This is a genomic window from Legionella jamestowniensis, assembly GCF_001467745.1.
In the GTDB taxonomy this organism is placed as follows: domain Bacteria; phylum Pseudomonadota; class Gammaproteobacteria; order Legionellales; family Legionellaceae; genus Tatlockia; species Tatlockia jamestowniensis.
This window is the reverse complement of record NZ_LNYG01000013.1, coordinates 2,289,029-2,312,075: the sequence shown is the minus strand read 5'-3', so window position 1 is coordinate 2,312,075 and position 23,047 is coordinate 2,289,029. Positions and strand designations below refer to the sequence as shown.

Genomic DNA, 23,047 nt, shown 5'->3' with positions numbered 1-23,047 from the left:
CCATCACCAGTTTGGTAGATAAAGCTGTTTCAAACGCTGCTTTTTCGTAACTGGAGGTAAATGATTTTGTGGCTTAAGTAAATTACCCCAGTTCGTGCGCGCTGCCATTTCTTGTTTAATATGATTTGGAACAACATCGTTACAGCAACGGATTTGCCAACCCCCGCCTAATGCCCGGTAAAGTGCTACCAGTGCCAAAGCAACCTCCCCCTGCGCATTGGCTAATGAGGTTTGCACCCGTAATTGTTGCCTTTCAACATCTAATACGGTGGTATAGTTCGACTCACCTTCCTTGTAGCGTGTTAATGCCAGTTTTGTAGAAACAGTTGCAGATTGGTTGGCTTTACCAAGGTAATTTTCCGATTTCTTAGCTTCAATGTAGCGGGTAATATTATCTTGCACTTCCTGTTGCGCCTGCAGCACCAAATTAACATATTTTAATAAAGCTTGTTGAAAAGCGGCGTCCTGCATCCGCACAGCATTGGTAATCTGCCCGTAATTTAAGATAGGCCAAGTGACTGCAGGCCCGGCGGTAATTTGTCGATTTGACCAACGAAAAATATCGCTGATTGAATTACTACCAATGCTATTGGCCGCAAACACAAATGTACCTGCCAATGATAAAGCAGGGAACAGGTTCGCCTTCGTTGCACCAATTGCTTCCGATTGCGCAATAGCTTCCAACCTTGCTTGATAGATATCAGGCCTTTGAGCCAATGCTTCTCGAGGAATACCTACAGCAACTGTAGGGGGCGTCCTAGGAATTCCCTTGCTTTTGGTAAGGAAAGCATCAACTTGATTTGGCACTATGCCAAGCAGTACCGCTAATTTATCTTTTTGTTTTTGTAAGTTACTCACCAAAGTAGGTAGTGTAGCTTGGGTTTCTGCTAATTCTGTTTGTGCCTGTTCTACATCCAAGAGACTTGTTTGGCCTCCTTTATAACGAGATTTTGCTATCCGCAAACTCATTGCCTGCAACTGTATATTGGTTTTGGTAATTTGAATTAACCGTTCAAAAGTGCGAATACTGATGTAAGCACTAGCAATCTCTGAGGTTAGAATCACTAAAGCATTGTCATAGGCAGCAACTGATGCTAGAAAGGTGGCATCATCGGATTGAATTGCCCTGCGGTATTTGCCCCAAAAATCCAATTCCCAATTCGCTGTAACGCCCAGTGCTGCCGTTTCAAAACTGGAAGGTAGCAGGTTTTGTAATGAACTCCCCCCAATACGATTGTAAGTATAATTGCCAACTACTGCCTGCTGCTGCGGATAGAACTCACCGACTGATTGAGCAAGTTGGGCTCGGGCTTGTAAAATGCGAACACCTGCGCTCTGGACAGACAAATTATTATGGTAGCCTTGCTCAATTAAACAGGTTAAGGTAGGGTCATTAAACGCTTTCCACCAGTTTGCGTCTCTTGGCGGGGTTGTTTTTACCGAAGGGCTCTTCTGTAACCATTGACTGGCAACAGGTTTAATTGGCTCTTTATAATTTGGGCCAACCATGCAGGAAGCAAGAAACAAGCAGACTATTGCCGTAGAAATCTTTACCATGTGCGCTACTATTTCCCTATATTTATTCAGCCCTAATTAAGCGATAATCTCATCGGCAAACTGCTTAATCGGCAAGCCACGCTCTGGTTATATTATCTGTGATAGGGCAAATGAACAAGGGGAGGTAGACGTTTTAGGCTACAAAAGATAATAATACCAATTAATCGCCTGATTCTATTCTATACTTCAGAAGAAACACATTTTATAGAGAATAGTATGGCTAACAGAAAACCGTCTTCCTCCACGATCTCGAAAGGAAAGAAAAAAATTTCCTCCAAAAATTTAAAAAAAATTTCTGGAGGTAGAGATAAAAGTCACATTGATATACGGGATAAGCTTGGCACAGCTACAGCACCAAAAACTTAATATACTGTCTTTCGGTAATATAACTAATTACGGTATTTACTTCGCAGGTTGCCAAAGAGCTACATGAGCGCCAGTTGGATCGGTAATGATTGCCAAATGCCCCATTTCGCCTGCTTGAGTGACATCTCTTACTACTGTAGCACCATGGTCTTTAGCCTTTTGCAACGCTGTTTTGACATCGGAAACTAAAATATAAGCCATCCAATGGGGGGGAATTTCTTTTTGTTGTTCAGCAGGTATAGTCCATATTCCAGCTATATCCTTATCATGGGATTTGACAATCGTATAAGTCATGTCTTCCATTTCATGATCCATAAATTGCCACCCAAATACTTTGCCGTAAAAATCCTTGGCTTTTTTAACATCAGGTGTTGCTAATTCATTCCAACAAAACTCACCGACTGCTGGCATTGTCATATTTGTTCCTTAATTGATTTTGAGAATAATAGAGTAATTTAATTAAAAGTGTTTGACAACCAAAGCTCCAAAAGCTCACGCCCTCATCTTGAAAGCGCATAGTCGCATGAAGGATGTCCTCAGAAAACATAGCATTTTAATCAAGTATAAAATCTAGCTGTTTTATTATTTTTTGCTGCGTTTCTAGGATATGATTTTCATCGTGGTATTTTGTTCGCGGCCAAAAAAAACCTTTTAAGCCATCCCCTTTATTCCGCGGCACAATGTGGGCATGTAGATGTGGTATACTTTGGCTGACTTTATTATTCATTGCAATAAAACTTCCCCTTGCCCCCATTGCCTGCTCAACTGCCTTACCCATTAATTGAATTAAACCGCAAAACCTGGCAGTTAACTGTGCAGGCAAGTCATACAACGTTTGAAAATGTTCTTTAGGAGATAATAAAGTATGGCCAGGAAATAAGGGACGAAAGTCAAGGAATGCAATAAACTGTTCGTCTTCAAAAACGATATAGGCTTTTTCCTGCTTTTTGACTATCAAATCGATAATACATCTTTCTGTACTTGATTCTTCCGTGTTCATTGTACTTCCTCTACTTAATTCGAAATTTATTAGTCATGTAGCGCCCGACTAATTGAGCCATGATGATAGTGAGATAAGCCTGCCCTACCAATGCCTCCATCCAGGAAAAAGTTTGAGAGAGAGGTGTTTTAGGCACCATGTCACCGTACCCTACGGTGGTTAATGTGACAAAAGAAAAATAAATCAAATCCGTGTCATAACTCGTACTTAAACCTGCAAAAGCGTTGTAATCTATTAGACTAATGCACAAATAAAGGTAAGCATAGGCTAATCCTATAAACATATAAGCTGAGATTGAGCCAAATAGCGTCGTTACATCAATCATTTTATCAGCAAATGTATAGCGCAAGCATACAGCCGTCATTAACGCAAAATAAAGCATCGTAAAAAATGCCTTGGTTACTCCGATTAAGGGATAATCAAATAAAAAGCTGAGCAGAAGAAAGAGCGCTTCGAATATGGCAAGCACGATTAAAACCTGCAAAAGACGTCGCGAGCGATCACCAATGACTATCAAGCTGTAAATAATAAGCAGCGATAAAATGACATCACCAAGGCGCCATAAACCAAACTGCGCATCCAGTGCTTTGGTAAAACAAAATAGTATCAACACAAAAAAGAGAAACAGGAAACGCAATCGTTCAATTAATTTTAAAAAAGCTTTCATTCATTGCTCATAAATCATCTCTATATTTGCAATATAACGTTAAAGGCTTAAAGATCAAAACATCCCTTTTTACCACCTTCGCAGGGCAAAATTTTTATGTCGTCGTTGCGAACAACATGAAGCAATCCAGATTGCAAATTTGTCCTGTGCAGAGATTTATTATTTATTCTTTATTTTTTAACCTAGCTTTTGATTTCTTATTAACCATTTAGGCCGTTTTTAGTCTATACCTATAGAACCAGATATTAAAAAGATCAGGGAAGGATCTTATGTATCGGCTAAATCATCCAAACAGAGTTACAGTGTATGCAAATCCCGCTCGAGACCTCATGGTAATACAAGGAAACTCAGGAGTTGTTTACCCTTTTTACAAATCATCTGGGCATAACAGTAACAGTGATCAAACCTGGTCACCCTGGATGGGCTATTTTGAACATCATCCTTTACAAAAAAGTGACCCATCCTACAACAATCAAATTTACATGGTAAAACCATCCCCTTCTACAGTTTCTGAAGAAGCACAAGAAATCATTAAAAAATACCTGGGTGGTAATGCAGGTAATTTTATTCAAAGAATGGGTAATGATGAAGCGTTGGCTCTTTCTTGCTCCCTAGGTGGAGGGGATTGGGACAAATATCCCCTACTTCGGGCAGAAATTATGGCTGCAGAATCAACAAAAAAATTTATGAAACCTCTTGAAATAACAGACGTCACTCGAGTGGATTTCCCCCCTATACCCTCTTCAAAAGACCCCATTCCTTTTGTAGGTATAAAATGTTCAGGAGATGTCGCTCCCAGTCAAGCAGTTCTTGCAACCTCCATGGAAACAATCACAGCAAACGTCGCATCGGGATACGTTACTACATTCTCAGTACAGGATAAGAAGCAATTTCCAACAACAACCCAGGTGAATAACCTCATGGCATTAAAAGCAGAGCGAGTCGTTTCTGCATCAGCTGTTATAGATGATCCTCTTCCAAAAACTAAAGTTAGTGCAAAACAGTCACCGAGTTCTTCCCCTTCTATAAAACAGGAAGCCATGCTTGAACACGGACGCAGAATAAGAGAACGCTATTTAAGTAAATTGGGAATTGTTAAAGATAAATATAAATCAGCAGAAGAAACCTATAAAAAATCAAATGCAGGTGTAGATTCTGAAGCAGGAGCAGAAGCAGGAAGCCAGGGAAAATCGTTTCATTAAATAATAAGCTGAGACTAACTCATATCAGAAATATTTATTTTGCTAATCCACGACGAAAAGAAGTACTTTTAATCGTTAAGCTATTTTCATCTTGAGTTGCTTTAATATTTCGTGTCGTAAAAAATGCCGAAAAACAGGATGAAGGCTCTGAAGTGGCGATCTGTTTTTGTTTCGCTTCAAGCAGTTTGTTAAACTCAAGCTGAGTACTTGTCCCACCTAATAAACCACGAATAAGTCGTACTATCCAAAGTGAGCTTCGCAACTGACGAATAAATTGCAATTCTGGACGCGGCTGCTTACCATTCCCACCATTTAAAGCCTGTTTTAATTGGCATAGTACAGAACCTAATTCTATATCTTCAGCCTGATTTTTTAGAAAAAACCTTAAGCAATAAATCGAAATTTCCTTTTTCATTTTTAAGCTGAAACGATAGTCTTCACCCACATCACGTAAAACCTCAATAAAACCTTCAGCATTCGTTGTCTTTTTCACTCGATCAAAATAGGTGGATTGTAAATGATAGGAGGTTATTTTTAATTGCCTATTGTCATTGCAAAATTTTTTATAAAGACTGGTTTTATCGACTCCTTCATTCAATAAATGCTTCATGGTAAAAAATGGATTGACCCTGGGATCTTCAATCGCCACATCCGGATTTGTACTTAAATGAGTTTGGACTTTTGTTACCGCTACATCTAAGGGTTTTTCCCCTTCTTCATTAGCCTGGTTGGCAAACTCTTTAAAATGACTCCACGTTTCATGGTATCGATAGTCCCCTAGTCGAATAGCAACATGTAAAGGCGTGTCGCCCTTTTTAAATCCATCCGCCGACAAACATAGTCCTTTGTATAATTCTAATTGGCGATTTAGTAAGGTATGGTTATCAGCGTTACTCAACTTAGGGTGATCCGTGAAAATCTCTTCACTTAATTTCTCATGATTGACTGTGGCAACGTATTGCCGAAATTCTGGAATTGAAAAAAGAACTGCTTTAAGTTGGGAAAGGCGAGCGATTGTGGCCTGACTAATTAAGGCGAGTTGCGCTCGTTCATAAGAGTCAGACCTGTTTAAGGAACGTTCCAGGTAACTTTCAATCATTACTGACTGAATCAGTATATGTTGATACCACTCTCTCCATTTTGCCTGTTGAAATTCAGGGTTTTTACCTAATTGAATAAATGCCTCTGTTTCAGCAGAATTATAAACTTTAAGATCATTGTAGCCGACAAAATACCGCAAACAGGTAGGCCAATAATGATTTTTAGAATCCATCAGTTTGGGAAATCCTAATAAATCCCTGACAGTAATTTTAAAAGCATCTTCGCCATGCCCCCAATGTTCGATGCGGGACTCATAACGAGACATTAAACTATTCGAGAGCAGTAAATCATTATCAATTTTAAAAAAGACGACTCGCAGTTTTTTTTCTCGTTCAACAATATAAAATCCCAAATTCCCTTTATGTAAATCATCTTCTTCCAAGGTATATGCGCTGCACAAAATGCTGGCCAGCGATTCCATATCCAAAATAATCTTTCCATCAAGGAAAGCTTGGTATAAATCCGCAAAAAAACCTTTGTAAAATTCATTAAGAAAATAGATGGGAATATCTTCAGCCTTTTCTCTTTTTTTTGATTTGATCCTGTAGCCTGTTGCTGTCTTTTTAAGCGAGCCAAAATTAGGAGCTAAGGTTTCACGGCGAGCAGCAGTGTAACAAAAATGTTCCACTGCCAAACCAATAATGTTGCCTTCTTCATTTCTTACTACCTTTTGTTTCGGTGTCAGATTGGGCTTTAAAAAGAGACTGATTAAACGGGTGAGGGAAGCTTCATACAAAGACAGAAGAGATTGGTCACGCTTATTTAACTTAAAAACAATTTTTTTAGACTGCTGAAGTAATGCTTCTTTATAAACAATATGGCCTGAGTGGCTTGCTGGGCCAGTAGTTATTTCTGTTTCTTTATAAAAATTAGGCATATCTTTAAAATAAGGGACTACTGTTCATTATATTATCAAATTGAACATAATGTTTAAATAAGAAAATTAGGTAATTTATAAAGCAAAAAGAATGAAAAATAAGCTAATATTATAATAGAATTATCCGCTTTAGGCGCAAGTTTCAAATCCGCCAGGTTTTGGAGGCCACTGTTATGAATCATGAAGATACGGCCCTTAGCATTTCAAATCCAAGATTACTTGCCGGAGTTTATTTTGCCTTGCTAGCAGTTATAGCGACTTGTCTTGTCGATGGCTTTCTTTACTTGATGGGAGCAAAACAATTTCTACCCTTGTTTAAAGCAACTCTTTTAGCTGTAGTTGTTGCTGGCTGTTTTGGAGCGATTTTCGGCAAACATATTATCTACAGTAAAAAACCCTACCGGCGTAAAGCCTTTGCCTATGGATTTTTAATGGTTCTTGTAGCACTTCCTTTTTACGTCTTGGGGTTTCTTTATTTGTCTGAAGGGTATACGCGCTGGATCCATACAGACACATTATCCCAACAACTGCTAAACTACTTTTTCATGCTTTTCTATAGTTTTATAATTGCTGGTCTGTGGTTAGCAATTGCGGCTGGATTTGCTGCCATGTATTTGCGTGGCCATCTGGTTTACGACATACTACACTCGAAATATTTAAGGCGAAAGAGACTTTAATTTTTTATACTTTGCTAACTGAATAAATTCCTAAGTGAAAAAGACATTATGACTCTAAAAAAAAGCGATATGTCCTTAAATCCTCGATTTACCGGGGCAATATTTTTTGCAATTTATAGCCTATTAATACTATTGTTTACCAAATACACCCTTCTTCCTTTGAAAGACAGTGCTCTTTTTCCCCTGTGGACATCGCTTATTTTGACGTTGATAATTGGAATTTTAACTGGCAATTTATTTGGTAAAGCGCTGGCTAAAAAACGCAGCTGGTTCTCTGTTTTTCTGATAGGTATCATAGCGTCCTGCTTTATTCTGCTTTGTTTTAGTCTGGCCATATTGACGCACTTTTATTATACAGATTCTCCCATACTTGAGCGTCTTCAATACTGGCAAGATCATGTCGTTTTTTACGGCGTTATTCTAGCGACTTTGTTTTTAACCGTGGGTGTATGGTTTATACCTTTAACAGCACTCGTTGCACTTTATTTTAACAAACGTTTTTGGCCAGGTCTTATAACCATCGGTGAACAACAAAAGACCTTAAAAAAAGAGAATGATAACGCCGATGAATAAAAAAAAGCTTCTGACATTAATGAAAGAAGGCACTTGTATTGTTACTCCCAACAATCGTCTGAGTAGTGAGTTATTGCAGGATTTTGCCAAGGCATTTCCCAATCAAATTCATCAAAAACCTCGCTGCCTTCCTTATAATGCTTTCCTGCTCAATGCTTTTCAACAATTCGTTCATCTGCAACCTTATAGTTCTCATCCCTTTTTGTTAACCGCACAACAAACGACTCATTTATGGCATCAAATTTTGGCGGCTACAGAAATAACAGTGAGTCGGGGTTTATTAAATGCAGTGGAAGAAGCATGGAAAAGGTGTAATTTGTGGCTGCTTGATTTTCACCACCCAGCTTTCGACACCACTCATCAAACACGCCAATTTAAACAATGGGCTCAGCAATTTATAAATGCGTTGCAGCGCCTGCATGCAATCACCGAGTCTCAACTTGCAATTTATTTAAGTTCTCAAAAAAACAGTTTCACTGCACATCCAGTCGTTTGGGCTTGTTTTGATGACTTTACACCACAACAAAAGCATCTACAACGGTACTTGACGGTCCAAAATTGTCCGCAAAGCTTTTTTGATTTAGACGAAATTCCTTCAAGCATTTTTCAATATGCTGCCCAAAATGAAGATGATGAACAGGGGCAGCTTTTTTACTGGATAAAAGAGCGGCTTGCCAAGGGCGAGAACCGTATTGGTGTTGTGGTCCCTGATTTAGAAACAAAATTCTCCTTTTTGCAGCGAAAACTACAAACATGCATCCCTCAAGATCAATTTAATATTTCGTTAGGCAAGCCATTGGCAAATTATCCTTTGGTGGCCCATGCATTATCCTGGCTTGATTTAGACGGTAAAACGCTAAGCCTCCATCAAGCCCGTTTACTGTTGAGCTCTCCTTATCTTGCCTATTCACAGAGTGAATTGCTTGCTCGCGCAGAGGTAATGGAGCATAGCGCCTGTTTACGGGAGTTAACGTTTTCATTAGCAACCTTTATTCGTGAACTAACAACCAAAGCGCCAAAGCTTGCAAAGGTGCTGCAAGATATTACCGGCTATCCCGAACAAGCAACGGTTCAAACCTGGATTGCACTATTTCAGCAACGACTTGAAAAATTAGGTTTTCCTGGAGAAATCACACTTAATTCAGCTAACTATCAATGCTATCAGCGCTTGCTATTACTATTTGATGAGTACAAACAATTGGCATTAATCACTCCAGACATGACAAAACGGGAAGCCTTAGCAGCCTTTAAACAACTAGCCGAATCGATTATTTTTCAACCGCAAAAACTAGCGGCGCCAGTACAGATTTTAGGTTTGTTAGAAGCTTCGGGGTGCACTTTTGATAGTCTTTGGGTTACAGGTTTAACGGATCAATGTTTGCCGCAATCAGTACAATTTTCAGCCTTTATACCCATTTCATTGCAACGCGAACACTTAATGCCGCATGCTGATCCGACACGCGAACTCTGTCTGGCCGAAAAAACAGTTACTCGCTTAAAAAAAGCAAGTCTTTCCTGCGTGTTTAGCTATCCTCGATTAGTCGATGATAAACCTACTCTGGCCAGCCCATTAATTGACAACCTACCCCCCTACGAGGCAGCTATTTTGTCAGAAATTTCGTTAGAGTCGCCGTTAGAATCCTTTCATGAGGCCTATTCCTTGCCCCTTGTTTCACTGGAAAAAGTGGTTGGTGGCACAACTATTTTGGCAAATCAAGCTAAGTGTCCTTTTCGTGCTTTTGCTGCACATCGTTTGCATGTAAAAGGTGAACGAGAGGTTTCTGACGGACCTGATGCCAGGGAGCGTGGACAAATTATTCATAAAGTACTCGAACTGCTTTGGCAGAGGATTAAAAGCCAACGAAATCTTTTACAGCTTTCACAGGAAGCGTTAAACAACCACATTGACTCTGCAATCAATACGGCGCTAAAACCTGTTATTCAGCAACGAAGTTTTTCTTTTCCCCCCCTCATCCAGGAAGTGGAAGTAGAACGGCTCCTCCAGTTAGTACAAGCCAGCTTGCATTGGGATCGGCAGCGTCCCCCCTTCCATGTAGAAGCCATTGAACAGAATTTTACTATCAGCTTGGCCGACATGGAATTTAGAATTCGTATTGATAGATTAGACAAGATGGAAAATGGACAAAAATGGGTTATCGACTATAAAACCAGTTTGCCTCAAAGTCTGCCATGGAATGAAGAACGTCCGAAGGAACCTCAATTATTAATTTATGCATTATTGGATGAGAGTATTAATACCCTGTTGTTCACACAGTTGAAAGCAGGTACGTTAACGCCTAAGGGACTTAGTGAAGAAAATCTGGCTATTGCAGGCATAGGTTCCTTAAAAAAAGGACAAACCTGGACAGCGCTTCGTGAGCATTGGCATACCCAGTTAAACGAATTGGCACATGAGTTTATGCAGGGACATTGTCCACCACGCCCCAGCAGCCCAGCCATTTGCCAACAATGTGATTATCAAAATTTATGCCGTTTTAAACTGACTTAATTTCTCGGGTTCAGTAGGTGAAAATCTGATTTATTGGAAAAGAGATGCAACATTTAATTATTGGTTATGGTTACTCTGGCTATCATCTGGCGCAGTATCTGTTAAAAAGAAAGGAATCTGTCACTGCCATTTCACGTCATTTGGACAGCGCTTATAGATTAGAGGGATTAAATCATATTGTCCACGACATAGAAGAGCCATTGCAGTGGAAAGCAAAAGAAACAATTATCTATTACCTCATTCCTCCCGGTGGAAGCAATGATCAAGACTTCGGGTTAAAACAATTTTTAAACCACAGTCAGTTAAGTGCTTCTTGCGTTATTTATTTTGGCTCCAGCGGAGTCTATGGTAATCATGCAGGCGCCTGGGTTGATGAATCTTCTTCTTGCCATGTTCAGAATGCTCGTCAACAACGTCGATTGGATGCTGAAGCGCAATGGCAAACCTATTGCCAACACAATCATATTCCCTTGGTTATATTACGTATTGCCGGTATTTATGGTGTTAATCGTTTACCATTAGAAGCTGCAATGGAGGGTACACCCGTTATTAATCCTGAACAGGCACCTTATACAAACCACATTTACATTGATGATTTGGTGAAAATAAGCCATGCGCTTGTTCAAACAAAATCTGCTTTTTCTCTTTATAATATTGCTGACGGACAACCCACACCGATTGGGACTTTACAACAAATGATTGCACAAACTCTAGGATTAGGTCCTGCTGGTTATGAATCATTTGAGCAAGCGTGGGAAAGAGCAAGCCCGATGAAAAAAGAATTTCTCAGTGCGTCCAAACGTTTATCTATTCAGGCATTAAAAACAAGGCTAAAATCAACCCTTCATTTAACGCCGCTGGCAGAAGCTGTCACGTTAAGTCTTAAGTCTCAAGGATGACTCACATGAATATTTTAATTGCAGGAGCTTCAGGATTCATTGGTAGTGAATTGGTCAAAGCCTTACTCCCCAATCATGAAATTACTGTTTTGGGCCGTTCCCAAGAAAAATTAAAACAGCATTTTTGTGGAAATGTAACGCAAATAACCTGGGAAATGCTTCCGAGACTAGAGGCAACAAATTACGATGTTATTATTAACTTAAGTGGACATAATATTGCTGCATCTCGCTGGAATGACAAGGTAAAAAAGTTATTAATTAGCTCACGGGTGGACACTACCACAGCATTGATAAATTGGGCAATTACGCATCAAGCTAAACCCCATTTTTATTGTGCGAATGCGGTAGGTATTTATGGTCTGCAGCCCAATGGCGACCCACAAGAGCTGGATGAAAATACCCCTATAGATCTCTCTCAACCGAACGATTTTCTTAGTGAAATTGGTATAAAATGGCAACAAGCCCTAGAGCCAGCATACGAGTATGGAATGAAAGTTACCGTGACGCGCTTTGGGGTTGTATTGAAAAAAGGCGAGGGTATGTTAAAGCAATTGACACCAAGCTTCAACTTAGGTTTAGGAAGTGTTATGGGGGATGGTAAACAAATCATTTCCTGGGTACATATCCAGGATGTCATCGACGCTTTTTTATTTTTACTAAAGGACACTAATCTAACAGGACCATTTAATCTTACCTCCCCCCACCCCGTCAGCCAGGCTGAGTTTGCAAAAACTTTGGCAAAAATCATGCATCGTCCCTTATGGCTTAAACTGCCAGCTTTTGTTATTCGCACTCTATTTGGAGAAATGGGTGAAACGCTACTTTTGCAGGGTCAGCGAGTAGTGCCCAGACGATTACCAGAGGCAGGTTATAAATTTCGTTTTCCTGAACTTCAGTTGGCTTTGGAGAAAGAGTTTAAAAATAAAGGCACGAAAGCCTAGGTGCTTTCATGCCTTTATTTTAATTAGCTGTTAAGAAACTTACTAATTTCTTCATCTTCTTCCTGGTCGAATAAAGCAGCTGACGCCCTTGAATGAGTGAATAAGCTTCCTAAAGAATGCTCTTTATCGAAGGTTTCCATCATTTCCTCCCACTCGTTTCTCATTTCATCAGCACTGTCAGTTTCTTGTATAGCCTCTTGAGGAGTAATGGTATCAAGCACGGCTAGTGTATATTCTATTTCAGAAAGCACCATTGGATTTTTTATATGGGTTTTAAACTTATTTAAGTCGGAAATAACAACTTCCTTTGTTTGGTTAAAATAGCTGCCAACGCGCTCTTTATCGGTAAAAAAAGGAAACTGACGAGACAGATTTCGTAGGATTGATACTACTCCATCACAATAGTGGTGGACAGCATTGGCTTGATCAATCGTATTATCAATGGTAAAGAAACCTGGTTGCTTATAGGAATTTTTAATTTGTTTATAAGATAAGACTATCTGATTATTCCAAAATTCATTGTAACGGTTTTCAAATTGCCCTTTAAATTTCATAAAACACCTATTCTCTATCAGTCTAAACGTGGCAGTGGAAATATTTTATACAGTTATTATTAAGAGAATATTAATTTTTAAATTTCAATTTTCTAAACGCGATTAACTCTAGTATCGAGCCACTACAAGCGCGCCCATCTTTTGGGATCAATCATTGAATGAAACTTGCGATGGAGCTTAATGCCGCATTCAGTATGAGGTGTCCGGGAATGTAATGTGGGAAGTGATTTTTATAAAGTCGTTGCGAACGAAGTGAAGCAATCCAGAACAGATGTATATTCAAAATCGTACTGGATTGCTTCGCTGGCGCTCGCAATGACGCCTAACCAGATGAAGTAGTCAAGAATTTATTATGCTCTCGAGAAATCAAATGCTAAGACATCGGCTAATTTCCTTTGCGAAAGGGACAAAGCGATTAATCTATCCACACCAAGGGCAACACCACTACAAGGTGGTAAACCATGATCTAATGCTTGTAATAAATATTCATCCGGCTCCGGAAGCAGAAGTCCTTTTTGTTGTCGCATCGCCAAATCATGATTGAAACGCTCAGCCTGGGCTTTTATATCGGTTAGCTCATGAAAGCCATTGGCGAGTTCAACACCTTTAAAATAGACTTCGAAACGCTCAGCAGCTCCTTGATGCACTCTGGCCAAGGCAGCCTGGGATGGTGGAAAATTGTAAAGAGCGACTGGTACAGTCTCTTCGGCAAATGCGGGTTCAACAATATGACTCATGATTAAAAATAAATATTGATCAGGATCTAGTTCATTAGGGGCTAGAACATTATCAAGTTCATGTTGTTTTAAAAATGTTTGCAACTCGGGAATAGTGACAGTGAATGGATCAAACCTACAGATTTCAAGAAACGCTTGCCGATAAGTCTTTCTTATCATCGATTTACATTGCAAAACAAGTTGGAGCAAGGCATCTACTTCATCCATTAGCTGATGATGATTTATATTTACCTGATACCATTCCAACATAGTAAATTCAGGATTATGCCATCGGCCTAATTCATCATCACGAAAAACACGGGCCAGTTGAAAAATTGGACCACTGCCCGCAGCTAACAGGCGTTTCATGTGATATTCAGGCGAAGTTTGTAAATTATACGATCCTCCCCTGAATGTCGCTTTAATATTAGAAAGATAGACATCAGTAATGCCAAAACGGGCCATGACAGGAGTTTCAACCTCAAGGTAGCCCCGCTGCTGAAAAAAGGAGCGTATTTGTGATAGACATTGCGCACGCTGCTGTAAAATCTCTAAAGGGGCAGAAGGTCGCCAAAGCGTTTCGTTCATGACTAGTAAAAAATCCCCAGCTCCAAACGTGCTGCTTCTGTCATACGGTCTTGAGTCCATGGAGGATCCCAAACCAACTCCACAGTACAATCATTAACACCTTCTACCTGATTCACTGTTTGCTCAACAGTTCCCGGAAAAGTTTGTGCCACAGGGCAGCCTGGAGTAGTCAACGTCATCTGAACATGAACATGCTGCTCTTCATTGATAGCGATGTCATAAATTAATCCCAAATCGTAAATGTTAACGGGTATTTCGGGATCAAAAACCGTTTTTAAAGCTGCAACCACTGCTTCTTTCAATGCTTCATTATCCTGCTTTTTTCTAAATCCAAACATTGCCTCACTCCGTGCTCACTGTTTCCTTGCTTTTATTGAGTGCAGCCTCCAAGGTATGCCAAGCTAAAGTGGCACATTTTACCCGGGCAGGATAGGCTTTAACGCCCGCGAGAACTGTTAATTTATCCAATGATACAGTTTGCTCTTCATCAGAGGTAATCATTGAATGAAAGCGATGGAACAGTTCATGTGCTTCAGCTATGGTTTTCCCCACCAAGGCTTCAGTCATCAAGGAAGCAGAGGCTTGGGAAATCGCACAACCCGAACCTACAAAACTAACGTCGGTTATCTTACCGCCATCGAGTTTTAAATAAACCGTTAGCTTGTCGCCACATAATGGATTAAACCCTTGTGCCTGGGTGTTCGCATCGGCCATCGCATAATGATGACGAGGATTGCGATTATGATCGATAATAATTTCCTGATAAAGTTCCCGCAGTTCCATCGTCATGCAAACACCTCTTTTACTTTATGCAGCGCTTGTACGCAGCGATCAATCTCTTCTTTCGTATTATAGAACGATAAAGAAATACGGCTTGTCGCAGCAACGCCTAAGAAATCCATTAGCGGCATCGTACAATGATGGCCACTGCGGGTGGCAATACCTAAAGAATCCAAAATGGTTCCGATATCATGCGCATGAATCTTGCCATGGACAAAAGAAATGATAGGTACTTTCTTTTTCGCAGTCCCTACAATGTTAAACCCTTTGACTGACTGCACTGCAAGCGTTGCATAATCTAATAAATGTGCTTCATAAGCAGCTATCGCTTCCATATCCAAAGACCATAAATAATCAATTGCGGCGCCCAAACCTATAGCACCGGCAATATTTGGCGTCCCTGCTTCAAATTTATGAGGAAGCTGTGCATAATCGGTGGCTTCAAAAGTCACATAGTTGATCATTTCACCCCCACCTTGATAAGGTGCCATGTCATCCAGTAATTTTTCCCTGCCCCATAGCACACCAATCCCTGTGGGACCATACATTTTATGACCTGAAAAGGCATAAAAATCGCAATCCAGGGCCTGCACATCAACTGGTAAATGGGCGGTTGCTTGAGCACCATCCAGTAACACGAGGGCCCCATAAGCATGAGCCATCTCAATCATCTTTTTAACGGGATTAATCGTTCCCAATGCATTAGAAACATAATTAATCGCCACAAACTTGGTATTCTCGCTTAATTTTTTTTCAAACTCATCTAACAACACATCACCATCGAAAGAAATGGGCGCCACTTGTAAACGCGCTCCTGTTTTCTTACATACCATTTGCCAAGGCACAATATTGGAATGATGTTCCAGGTGAGTAATTAAAATTTCTTCGCCAGGCAATATACGTGGCGCCACAAAACTTTGTGCCACCAAATTAATCCCTTCGGTGGTACCACGAACAAAGATACATTCACGCGCCGATTTTGCATTAATAAATCGCTGAACTTTATTGCGAACCGCTTCAAACTGGTGGGTAGCGCGAACACTTAAAGCATGAACGCCACGATGCACATTGGCATTATCATGCGCATAATAATGAGAGATAGCATCAATGACCGCTTGTGGCTTTTGTGTTGTTGCTGCATTATCCAAATATGTTAGTGGATAGTCATTTACTGTTTGTTTAAGCACTGGAAAATCATTGCGTATCGCAGGGATATCCAATGTATCAATCAATGCTGCTGCACTACTCATAGCTATCACCTTAACTGCTGGGTTAACAAAGTTCCCATCCATTCAGCAAGTGGCCGATGAGAAACCAAACGTAAATTATCGGCGGCAAAGGCTTGAATTAGATAATGGCTTGCTTCCTGTTTACTAATTCCCCGTGTTGCCAAATAAAACAATGCCTCTTCATCCAGTTGTCCCACCGTTGCACCGTGAGTACAAACCACATCATCAGCAAAAATTTCTAACTGTGGCTTGGTATCAATCTCTGCTTGTGCCGATAACAGCAGATTTTTATTTTGCTGCCTGGCGTCTGTGTGTTGAGCATCTTTGGCCACAACAACTTTGCCATTAAATACTGCGCGGGAACGGCCGGTTAAGATACCTTTATAATCTTGCTCACTCCGGCAATTTGGCACTAAATGATAAACCGCAGTGTGGTGATCAATATGCTGCCCATCAGTGGGGGCATAAATACCGTTCATTAAACATGTTGCGCCTTCTTTATTTAAATAGAGCTTAAGATCACTGCGAACCAATTTGCCACCGAGGCTTAGTGAATGGCTATCAAACTGGCTATTCTCTTCCTGTTGCACTGAAATTTGCCCAATGTGATAAGCAGCCTTACTCTCGCGCTGAATTTTGTAATGGGTTAATTTAGCATATTTACCCGTCCATACCTCTGTAATTGTATTGGTGAAATAACTGGATTGCTCAGCACCACGATAATCCTCAATCACAGTAGCCTCGGCACCCTCTTCTAAAACTATCAAATGGCGAGTATGCACAGCCTGTTCCCTGTCTTGCCAATGGGAAAGAACGATAGGTTCTTCAAGAACCAGCCCTGCAGGGACATAAATCACAATGCCGATATTTAAAAATGCTGTATTTAGGGCATGAAAACCGTGCTCATGCTTCACTAGCTTGTCCAAATAAGGTTTTACTTTATTCTCATATTGCATTAATCCCTGAAACAAAGGTTGTAGGATTACTGTTGAGGGTAATTGTTTGGCAAGCGCTTCAATGCCTATAATCCGACCATTTTGAATATTAACTTGATGCTTGACAGGAATGTCTGATTCTTTCGCTTCCTCAGTTTTATCAGATTGCGGTCTATTGAACTGTTGCTTAAGCAGCGCATCGACCATCGTGTATTTCCACTCTTCATCATGACGGGTAGGAAAACCATAGTAAGACAATTCGCGCAAGCCTTTTTCTTGCAATTCAGCTAGCCAAGGAATAGAGGACAATCCTTCTTTAGCCTGCTTTTGATAAAAATCAAGAACCTCGCTCATGCCTGTTCCATCTCCTCAAGCCAACTATAGCCTCTTTCTTCCAATTCTAGGGCTAAAGACTTATCGCCTGATCGTACAATGCGACCGTTTGCTAAAACGTGGATAAAATCAGGTTCAATATAATTTAAAAGACGTTGATAATGGGTTACCAAAATAATCGCTCGCTCAGGGGAACGCATGGCATTAACCCCTTGAGAAATAATGCGCAGGGCATCAATATCTAGACCAGAATCCGTTTCATCTAAAATTGCAAGCTTTGGTTCCAGCGCTAACATCTGTAAAATTTCATTGCGCTTTTTTTCGCCACCAGAAAAACCTTCATTAATACTGCGATACAAAAAGCTCTCATCCATGTCCAATAGTTGGCATTTTTCGCGAATAAAACTTAAAAACTCAATTGCATCCAGGGTTTTCTTACCTTGTGTCTTGCGTACTGCATTGACAGAGGCTTTCAGAAAATTAATATTTGTCACCCCAGGAATTTCTACAGGGTATTGAAAAGACATAAAAATTCCCGCTTGTGCCCGTTCTTCAGGCGCCAAGGGTAATAAATTTTCCCCGAGATAATTGATTGTCCCACTGGTTACCTCATAGGCTGGATGACCGGCAAGCACTTTAGATAGTGTGCTTTTACCAGAACCATTAGGCCCCATGATGGCATGAACCTCACCCGGTTTCACATTAAGATTAATGCCTTTTAAGATAGGCTGCGCATTAATTGCGACATTTAATTGCTCAATTGTTAACATATTAACCTACTGCCCCTTCCAAACTAATACCTAGTAACTTGGTAGCTTCCACCGCAAATTCCATAGGTAGTTCTTTTAAAACTTGTTTACAAAAACCATTGACAATCATCGATACCGCATCTTCCATGCCTATACCACGTTGTTGACAATAAAATAGTTGTTCTTCGCTGATTTTTGAGGTAGTTGCTTCATGCTCCACCTGTGCTGTTGGATTTTTTACCTCTATATAGGGAAAGGTGTGTGCTGAACATTCACTTCCCATCAGCATTGAATCGCATTGCGTGTAATTGCGCGCATTAGTCGCTGTTGGTGCAATACGTACTAATCCGCGATAAGCGTTGTGCGCCCGACCGGCGCTTATTCCTTTGGAGATAATCGTTGAGCGGGTATTTTTACCCAAGTGAATCATTTTTGTGCCCGTGTCAGCTTGTTGCAAATTATTGGTTAAGGCCACGGAATAAAATTCCCCCACCGACTCATCCCCTTGTAAAATAACACTAGGGTATTTCCAGGTAATGGCTGAACCTGTTTCTATCTGGGTCCAGGAAATTTTAGAGCGTTTGCCGCGGCATGCGCCCCGTTTGGTGACGAAATTATAAATACCACCTTTACCTTCTTTATCACCAGGATACCAATTCTGTACTGTTGAATATTTAATTTGTGCACCATCCAGAGCCACTAATTCAACAACGGCGGCATGCAACTGATTTTCATCGCGCATTGGCGCGGTACAACCTTCAAGGTAGGAAACATAGCTATCGCTATCCGCAACAATAAGAGTTCGTTCGAATTGACCTGTAGAGGCTGCATTAATACGAAAATAGGTGGATAACTCCATCGGGCAACGAACACCTTTCGGTATATAAACGAAAGAGCCATCACTAAATACTGCTGAATTAAGTGCTGCATAAAAATTATCGCGATAAGGCACAACAGATCCTAAATACTGGCGAAGCAACTCAGGGTATTTATGCACCGCTTCCGAAAAAGGGCAAAAGATAACGCCCACCTCTGCTAATTTGGCTTTAAAGGTTGTGGCTACAGACACGCTGTCAAAAACTGCATCGACAGCCACTCCCGCCAGCATTTCCTGTTCTTTGAGTGGGATGCCCAATTTTTCATAGGTTTTTAATAATTCTGGATCAACCTCATCAAGACTTTTGGGGGCATCTTTCTTGCTCTTCGGAGCTGAATAGTAGGAAATAGCCTGATAATCAATCGGCGGATAATGCACAGAAGCCCATTCAGGTTGGGACATCGTTAGCCAATGTTCAAATGCTTTTAAACGCCACTCCAATAAAAACTCTGGTTCACCTTTTATAGCCGACAAACGACGGATGACATCCTCATTTAAGCCTGGCTCAAATGTGTCCACCTCAATGTCGGTCACAAACCCATGTTGATACTCTCTTTCTAAAAGAGAATTAATTTGTTCACTGCTTTTAGCCATGTGTAACTCCACTTGCCAACTGCTTGATGCGATCTATTTCAAACGCCTGGAGTGAGGGTTTAGCCAGCATTTCCAAACTTACACTATCCAGTGCAGTCTCTATGGCCTGACTTATTAATCGCCAATTTCCCTGAATATGGCAAACTCCTTGTAAAGAACATTCATTGGGCTGGAAACTACACTCCGTTAATCCGCGTTGTTCATCCAGAGCATAAATAATCTGTGCTACAGAAATTTCAGAAGCACTTCGTTGCAAACGATAGCCTCCGGTTACGCCACGCACAGATGTAAGCAACTTTGCCGCGGTTAAACGTTTTAATATTTTGCTGACTGTAGGAACCGATAAATGAGTATGCAGAGCAATATCCCGGGCATTACATAATGTCTGTGAATGTTTGGCGAGATACACCATAACAACTGTTCCATAATCAGCCAATTTGCTGATGCGCAGCATAACACCCCCACACCAAATAATCTAGTACTAAAAAAGTCTTATATTACCTCTTTTAATATAGTACCAAAATGGTTCTATTTGAAGCAAATGACGAATAATACTCTATTTTTTAAGAATTAGCTAACAGAAGTTCACTCAATAGGCAATACAGCAGCGGTTTCTTTAATATAGCCAAATGTGCCCATTAAAAAGAGAAAGTAAATAATACCTGAAGCAGCACAATAAAGGGCAAACAAGACATTTAAATGGGTTGCATAGATGTAATTTGCTACTTCAATACCAAATGCCTGAATACACATAGCCAGTAGACTCATAAATGCAGAAGTTGTACCTTTACCCACAGATGTAGCAAAAAGGATGAGGCGACTTAAAGGAGCTGCTACCACACCTAAACCAAAAAAATAAACGATTAACCCAGGCATAAGCCACATGAAGTGGCCACCCATCAGCAAAGGTAAAATGACCACCATCAGCAAACTTACTACAACTATAAGTGAACCGAGCCATAAAATGTTTTTAAGTGAACCTTTATGCGTTAGTTTGAGTAAGAAAAAATTGCCGGCAATGCTTGCCCCAAACAAAGGGATTTGCCATAAGCCGTATTCAATTACCGATAAATGGGCTTCCTTGATTAAAATGACAGGCGCCAAGGCTATCCAGACAATGCAAGGTAAACCTGCAAACCCTAGGGCAATAGCTCCCATTGCTACAGCAGGATTGAGCAGCAAATTTTTATAGTTTTTTAACACAACTTTTGGAGATAAAGGAATAGGTTTAATTGCCTCCCCATCCCGCTTGGTTTGCCCTATCGATTCTGGCATAAAACGCCATAAACCCCAGAGCGCTAAAAGTGCAAAAATTCCGATAATGACAAAAATATAACGCCAGTGATAATAATGCACAAAGACCGCACCCAAAAGTGGTCCAATTAAAGGTGCCAAAATTGCAGCATTTGCCATGATGGCTATTAATCTGACAGCATCCATCTCAGCAAAAATTTCCTGTAAAGTGGCATAGCCTACCACGGCAATAAAACAAAGCCCCATGCCTTGAAAAAATCGCGCCAATAAAAACTGCTCAATGGAATTCGAACAAGCAATTAACACAGTACAACAAAAGAAAAATAGCGCCCCAAACAACATGACAGGACGACGGCCAAAACGATCCGAAATGGGACCTAAAAACAACTGTAAACTCGCCCCCCCCAAAATGTAGACCGTTAAGGACGTAGCAATGGCTGATTCTGGTCCATTAAATGAACTAACCACCTGAACCATTCCAGGCATTATCATGTCATTGGCTATATAAGTTAAAAATTCATACAGGACTAAAAAACCTGCAAAAAGCAAAGCCTGCTTTCGGGTAATATTGATTAAAGGTTGCGGCATGATATTCTCAGTAATTTTGTTACCTAAATATCAGTTTTATTGCACAAATGCAATACATAAACACAAACTGACCAATTGACATACATTTATTTCAAGGTATAATTTTAACCCTCTTAATTTATTGAGTTAATGATGAAAGGATCCATTAAAGCAATTGCCAAAACGCTTATTATTGCAAGTTTTATCTCCCTTTTTTCCTCTCCTTTATTCTCTGAACCCGACAATTTAAGTCTCTTAAAGAAAGAAATTCAAAACTATCATGACTCTGGTTTGTATGAAAAAGAGTTAGCGCAAGCCATCTACCAGGCACAAGATTACATCATTAAACAGGCAACAATAAATGAACGTCACGGAAACCCTAAGAAACTGGCAATTGTTCTTGATATTGACGAGACCAGCTTAAGCAATTACAACAACATGATTAAGCGCGATTTTATCGGCGATAAAAAGCTCATTCACCAAGAAATATTGGCAGCAAATTCCCCTGCTATTCGACCTATGGTAAAACTTTACAATGATGCGATTAAGCATGGGGTTCAAGTATTTTTTGTTACCGGCCGAAGCATCTCCGAACTTAAAGCCACAAGAACGAATTTATTGAAGGCAGGGTTTAAGAACTGGGCAGGTTTGTATTTGCGGCCCGATGATTACAATCAATCGTCAATCATCCCTTTTAAGACAAAAGCAAGAGAGTCAATTACCAATCAAGGTTATACTATCGTAGCGTCTATTGGGGATCAATACAGCGATATCAAGGGTGGTTATATGCAAAAAGGGTTTAAACTGCCTAATCCCTTTTATCATTTGCCATAAGCAAGAATCATCCTAACCCCTATCCACATCTGCCTTTAGTGATTAGACCCCGCGAATAAATCGCGGGGCGTTGCATTTTTTTAATTAATAGCATATACAATACAAGTTGGTTGATCCTATAACCAACATTCAAGCCCATGCATGATTTGATAGTGGGTAAAACGAATCGACCACAGTTATATACTCTCACCATTATGGTAATCAACCCCTACAATCTCATATTCAACCATACCACCTGGTGTTTTCACTGTGACAGTATCATCAACTTGTTTGCCAATCAAAGCACGGCCAATAGGAGAACTGTAGGAGATTTTGTTAATTTTAATATCTGCCTCATCTTCACCGACAATGCGGTAACTAATGTTAGCATCGGATTGAATATGATAAACATGAACTAAAGCACCAAAAACGACCTTACCATTATTTGGTACCTTGCTAAGATCAACAACCTGAGCATTAGAAAGCTTGGCTTCAAGTTCTTTAATGCGTGTTTCATTAAAGCTTTGCTCTTCACGAGCTGCATGGTATTCGGCATTTTCCTTTAAATCACCGTGGGCACGAGCCGTGGCTATCGCTTCGATGATTCTTGGCCGCTCAATCGTCTTTAATCGATGGAGTTCATTTTTAAGCGCTTCTGCGCCTTGAATAGTCATTGGATGCTTTTGCAT

General features: G+C 40.3%; 23 protein-coding genes. 7 read left to right on the top strand and 16 right to left on the bottom strand.

Going from position 1 to position 23,047, the window contains the following annotated elements; all coding sequences use genetic code 11:
- Positions 1-3: 3 nt before the first annotated feature.
- The 4 genes from Ljam_RS14675 to Ljam_RS14660 form a co-directional block, all read right to left on the bottom strand.
- Positions 4-1,557 (bottom strand): efflux transporter outer membrane subunit, encoded by a 1,554-nt coding sequence (locus tag Ljam_RS14675; protein WP_058450723.1) that lies wholly within the window; start codon positions 1,555-1,557, stop codon positions 4-6.
- A 402-nt stretch (positions 1,558-1,959) separates the two neighbouring features.
- Positions 1,960-2,340: a VOC family protein gene (locus Ljam_RS14670; RefSeq protein ID WP_058450722.1), complete on the bottom strand. Its 381-nt coding sequence runs from the start codon at positions 2,338-2,340 to the stop codon at positions 1,960-1,962.
- 136 nt (positions 2,341-2,476) lie between these two features.
- Complete coding sequence (locus Ljam_RS14665; protein ID WP_058450721.1) at positions 2,477-2,923, bottom strand: HIT family protein; 447 nt, start codon at positions 2,921-2,923, stop codon at positions 2,477-2,479.
- A 10-nt stretch (positions 2,924-2,933) separates the two neighbouring features.
- Positions 2,934-3,590, bottom strand: a complete 657-nt coding sequence (locus Ljam_RS14660) for a potassium channel family protein (RefSeq protein WP_058450720.1) — start codon at positions 3,588-3,590, stop codon at positions 2,934-2,936.
- Positions 3,591-3,859: 269 nt separating this feature from the next.
- On the opposite strand from Ljam_RS14660, the gene Ljam_RS14655 reads away from it, so the two are divergent.
- Positions 3,860-4,792 (top strand): hypothetical protein, encoded by a 933-nt coding sequence (locus Ljam_RS14655; protein WP_058450719.1) that lies wholly within the window; start codon positions 3,860-3,862, stop codon positions 4,790-4,792.
- Between the two features lie 34 nt (positions 4,793-4,826).
- Here the strand turns inward: Ljam_RS14655 and ankK are convergent, their stop codons facing one another.
- Positions 4,827-6,770 (bottom strand): Dot/Icm T4SS effector AnkK/LegA5, encoded by a 1,944-nt coding sequence (ankK, locus tag Ljam_RS14650; protein ID WP_058450718.1) that lies wholly within the window; start codon positions 6,768-6,770, stop codon positions 4,827-4,829.
- A 173-nt stretch (positions 6,771-6,943) separates the two neighbouring features.
- Between ankK and Ljam_RS14645 the strand changes: the two genes are divergently transcribed.
- The 5 genes from Ljam_RS14645 to Ljam_RS14625 are packed head-to-tail and all read left to right on the top strand — an operon-like array spanning position 6,944 to position 12,369.
- Positions 6,944-7,447 (top strand): hypothetical protein, encoded by a 504-nt coding sequence (locus tag Ljam_RS14645; protein WP_065235557.1) that lies wholly within the window; start codon positions 6,944-6,946, stop codon positions 7,445-7,447.
- 48 nt (positions 7,448-7,495) lie between these two features.
- Complete coding sequence (locus Ljam_RS14640) at positions 7,496-8,020, top strand: hypothetical protein (protein WP_058450717.1); 525 nt, start codon at positions 7,496-7,498, stop codon at positions 8,018-8,020.
- Positions 8,013-10,529, top strand: a complete 2,517-nt coding sequence (locus Ljam_RS14635; RefSeq protein WP_238583740.1) for a PD-(D/E)XK nuclease family protein — start codon at positions 8,013-8,015, stop codon at positions 10,527-10,529. Before Ljam_RS14640 ends, Ljam_RS14635 begins: the two co-directional genes overlap by 8 nt.
- Before the next feature lie 44 nt (positions 10,530-10,573).
- On the top strand, positions 10,574-11,428 hold the full coding sequence (locus Ljam_RS14630) for a Rossmann-fold NAD(P)-binding domain-containing protein (protein ID WP_058450715.1): 855 nt from the start codon (positions 10,574-10,576) through the stop codon (positions 11,426-11,428).
- 5 nt (positions 11,429-11,433) lie between these two features.
- Positions 11,434-12,369: a TIGR01777 family oxidoreductase gene (locus Ljam_RS14625; RefSeq protein WP_058450714.1), complete on the top strand. Its 936-nt coding sequence runs from the start codon at positions 11,434-11,436 to the stop codon at positions 12,367-12,369.
- A 23-nt stretch (positions 12,370-12,392) separates the two neighbouring features.
- Here Ljam_RS14625 and Ljam_RS14620 read toward each other — a convergent pair whose 3' ends face one another.
- The 10 genes from Ljam_RS14620 to Ljam_RS14575 all read right to left on the bottom strand — a co-directional run bounded on the left by Ljam_RS14620 (position 12,393) and on the right by Ljam_RS14575 (position 21,566).
- Entirely contained in the window at positions 12,393-12,923 is a 531-nt protein-coding gene (locus Ljam_RS14620) for a hypothetical protein (RefSeq protein ID WP_058450713.1), read from the bottom strand.
- A gap of 350 nt (positions 12,924-13,273) precedes the next feature.
- Entirely contained in the window at positions 13,274-14,227 is a 954-nt protein-coding gene (gene epmA / locus Ljam_RS14615; protein WP_058450712.1) for an elongation factor P--(R)-beta-lysine ligase, read from the bottom strand.
- Positions 14,228-14,229: 2 nt separating this feature from the next.
- Positions 14,230-14,565 (bottom strand): SUF system Fe-S cluster assembly protein, encoded by a 336-nt coding sequence (locus tag Ljam_RS14610; protein ID WP_058450711.1) that lies wholly within the window; start codon positions 14,563-14,565, stop codon positions 14,230-14,232.
- Between the two features lie 4 nt (positions 14,566-14,569).
- Positions 14,570-15,016, bottom strand: a complete 447-nt coding sequence (gene sufU / locus Ljam_RS14605) for a Fe-S cluster assembly sulfur transfer protein SufU (RefSeq protein WP_058450710.1) — start codon at positions 15,014-15,016, stop codon at positions 14,570-14,572.
- A complete protein-coding gene (locus tag Ljam_RS14600) occupies positions 15,013-16,257 on the bottom strand; it encodes a cysteine desulfurase (protein WP_058450709.1) in 1,245 nt (414 codons plus the stop codon). The genes sufU and Ljam_RS14600 overlap by 4 nt, the downstream gene beginning before the upstream one ends.
- Positions 16,258-16,262: 5 nt before the next feature.
- The gene (sufD, locus tag Ljam_RS14595) at positions 16,263-17,525 is read right to left on the bottom strand and encodes a Fe-S cluster assembly protein SufD (protein WP_058450708.1); all 1,263 of its coding nucleotides are present in this window, start codon (positions 17,523-17,525) and stop codon (positions 16,263-16,265) included.
- Positions 17,522-18,274, bottom strand: a complete 753-nt coding sequence (sufC, locus tag Ljam_RS14590; RefSeq protein ID WP_058450707.1) for a Fe-S cluster assembly ATPase SufC — start codon at positions 18,272-18,274, stop codon at positions 17,522-17,524. Before sufC ends, sufD begins: the two co-directional genes overlap by 4 nt.
- A 1-nt stretch (position 18,275) precedes the next feature.
- Complete coding sequence (gene sufB, locus Ljam_RS14585; protein WP_058450706.1) at positions 18,276-19,724, bottom strand: Fe-S cluster assembly protein SufB; 1,449 nt, start codon at positions 19,722-19,724, stop codon at positions 18,276-18,278.
- Positions 19,717-20,178: an SUF system Fe-S cluster assembly regulator gene (locus Ljam_RS14580; protein ID WP_058450705.1), complete on the bottom strand. Its 462-nt coding sequence runs from the start codon at positions 20,176-20,178 to the stop codon at positions 19,717-19,719. Before Ljam_RS14580 ends, sufB begins: the two co-directional genes overlap by 8 nt.
- Before the next feature lie 131 nt (positions 20,179-20,309).
- Positions 20,310-21,566, bottom strand: a complete 1,257-nt coding sequence (locus Ljam_RS14575) for an MFS transporter (RefSeq protein WP_058450704.1) — start codon at positions 21,564-21,566, stop codon at positions 20,310-20,312.
- 132 nt (positions 21,567-21,698) lie between these two features.
- Here Ljam_RS14575 and Ljam_RS14570 point away from each other — a divergent pair, with 132 nt between their 5' ends.
- Positions 21,699-22,379: an HAD family acid phosphatase gene (locus tag Ljam_RS14570; protein ID WP_058450703.1), complete on the top strand. Its 681-nt coding sequence runs from the start codon at positions 21,699-21,701 to the stop codon at positions 22,377-22,379.
- Between the two features lie 176 nt (positions 22,380-22,555).
- Here the strand turns inward: Ljam_RS14570 and greA are convergent, their stop codons facing one another.
- The gene (gene greA / locus Ljam_RS14565) at positions 22,556-23,047 is read right to left on the bottom strand and encodes a transcription elongation factor GreA (protein WP_058450847.1); all 492 of its coding nucleotides are present in this window, start codon (positions 23,045-23,047) and stop codon (positions 22,556-22,558) included.

What these genes read in the sequence shown, in the direction of transcription:
- Ljam_RS14675 (WP_058450723.1), bottom strand. Translation starts at nt 1,557, where the DNA reads ATGGTAAAGATTTCTACGGCAATAGTCTGCTTGTTTCTTGCTTCCTGC.
- Ljam_RS14670 (WP_058450722.1), bottom strand. Translation starts at nt 2,340, where the DNA reads ATGACAATGCCAGCAGTCGGTGAGTTTTGTTGGAATGAATTAGCAACA.
- Ljam_RS14665 (WP_058450721.1), bottom strand. Translation starts at nt 2,923, where the DNA reads ATGAACACGGAAGAATCAAGTACAGAAAGATGTATTATCGATTTGATA.
- Ljam_RS14660 (WP_058450720.1), bottom strand. Translation starts at nt 3,590, where the DNA reads ATGAAAGCTTTTTTAAAATTAATTGAACGATTGCGTTTCCTGTTTCTC.
- Ljam_RS14655 (WP_058450719.1), top strand. Translation starts at nt 3,860, where the DNA reads ATGTATCGGCTAAATCATCCAAACAGAGTTACAGTGTATGCAAATCCC.
- ankK (WP_058450718.1), bottom strand. Translation starts at nt 6,770, where the DNA reads ATGCCTAATTTTTATAAAGAAACAGAAATAACTACTGGCCCAGCAAGC.
- Ljam_RS14645 (WP_065235557.1), top strand. Translation starts at nt 6,944, where the DNA reads ATGAATCATGAAGATACGGCCCTTAGCATTTCAAATCCAAGATTACTT.
- Ljam_RS14640 (WP_058450717.1), top strand. Translation starts at nt 7,496, where the DNA reads ATGACTCTAAAAAAAAGCGATATGTCCTTAAATCCTCGATTTACCGGG.
- Ljam_RS14635 (WP_238583740.1), top strand. Translation starts at nt 8,013, where the DNA reads ATGAATAAAAAAAAGCTTCTGACATTAATGAAAGAAGGCACTTGTATT.
- Ljam_RS14630 (WP_058450715.1), top strand. Translation starts at nt 10,574, where the DNA reads ATGCAACATTTAATTATTGGTTATGGTTACTCTGGCTATCATCTGGCG.
- Ljam_RS14625 (WP_058450714.1), top strand. Translation starts at nt 11,434, where the DNA reads ATGAATATTTTAATTGCAGGAGCTTCAGGATTCATTGGTAGTGAATTG.
- Ljam_RS14620 (WP_058450713.1), bottom strand. Translation starts at nt 12,923, where the DNA reads ATGAAATTTAAAGGGCAATTTGAAAACCGTTACAATGAATTTTGGAAT.
- epmA (WP_058450712.1), bottom strand. Translation starts at nt 14,227, where the DNA reads ATGAACGAAACGCTTTGGCGACCTTCTGCCCCTTTAGAGATTTTACAG.
- Ljam_RS14610 (WP_058450711.1), bottom strand. Translation starts at nt 14,565, where the DNA reads ATGTTTGGATTTAGAAAAAAGCAGGATAATGAAGCATTGAAAGAAGCA.
- sufU (WP_058450710.1), bottom strand. Translation starts at nt 15,016, where the DNA reads ATGACGATGGAACTGCGGGAACTTTATCAGGAAATTATTATCGATCAT.
- Ljam_RS14600 (WP_058450709.1), bottom strand. Translation starts at nt 16,257, where the DNA reads ATGAGTAGTGCAGCAGCATTGATTGATACATTGGATATCCCTGCGATA.
- sufD (WP_058450708.1), bottom strand. Translation starts at nt 17,525, where the DNA reads ATGAGCGAGGTTCTTGATTTTTATCAAAAGCAGGCTAAAGAAGGATTG.
- sufC (WP_058450707.1), bottom strand. Translation starts at nt 18,274, where the DNA reads ATGTTAACAATTGAGCAATTAAATGTCGCAATTAATGCGCAGCCTATC.
- sufB (WP_058450706.1), bottom strand. Translation starts at nt 19,724, where the DNA reads ATGGCTAAAAGCAGTGAACAAATTAATTCTCTTTTAGAAAGAGAGTAT.
- Ljam_RS14580 (WP_058450705.1), bottom strand. Translation starts at nt 20,178, where the DNA reads ATGCTGCGCATCAGCAAATTGGCTGATTATGGAACAGTTGTTATGGTG.
- Ljam_RS14575 (WP_058450704.1), bottom strand. Translation starts at nt 21,566, where the DNA reads ATGCCGCAACCTTTAATCAATATTACCCGAAAGCAGGCTTTGCTTTTT.
- Ljam_RS14570 (WP_058450703.1), top strand. Translation starts at nt 21,699, where the DNA reads ATGAAAGGATCCATTAAAGCAATTGCCAAAACGCTTATTATTGCAAGT.
- greA (WP_058450847.1), bottom strand. Translation starts at nt 23,047, where the DNA reads ATGCAAAAGCATCCAATGACTATTCAAGGCGCAGAAGCGCTTAAAAAT.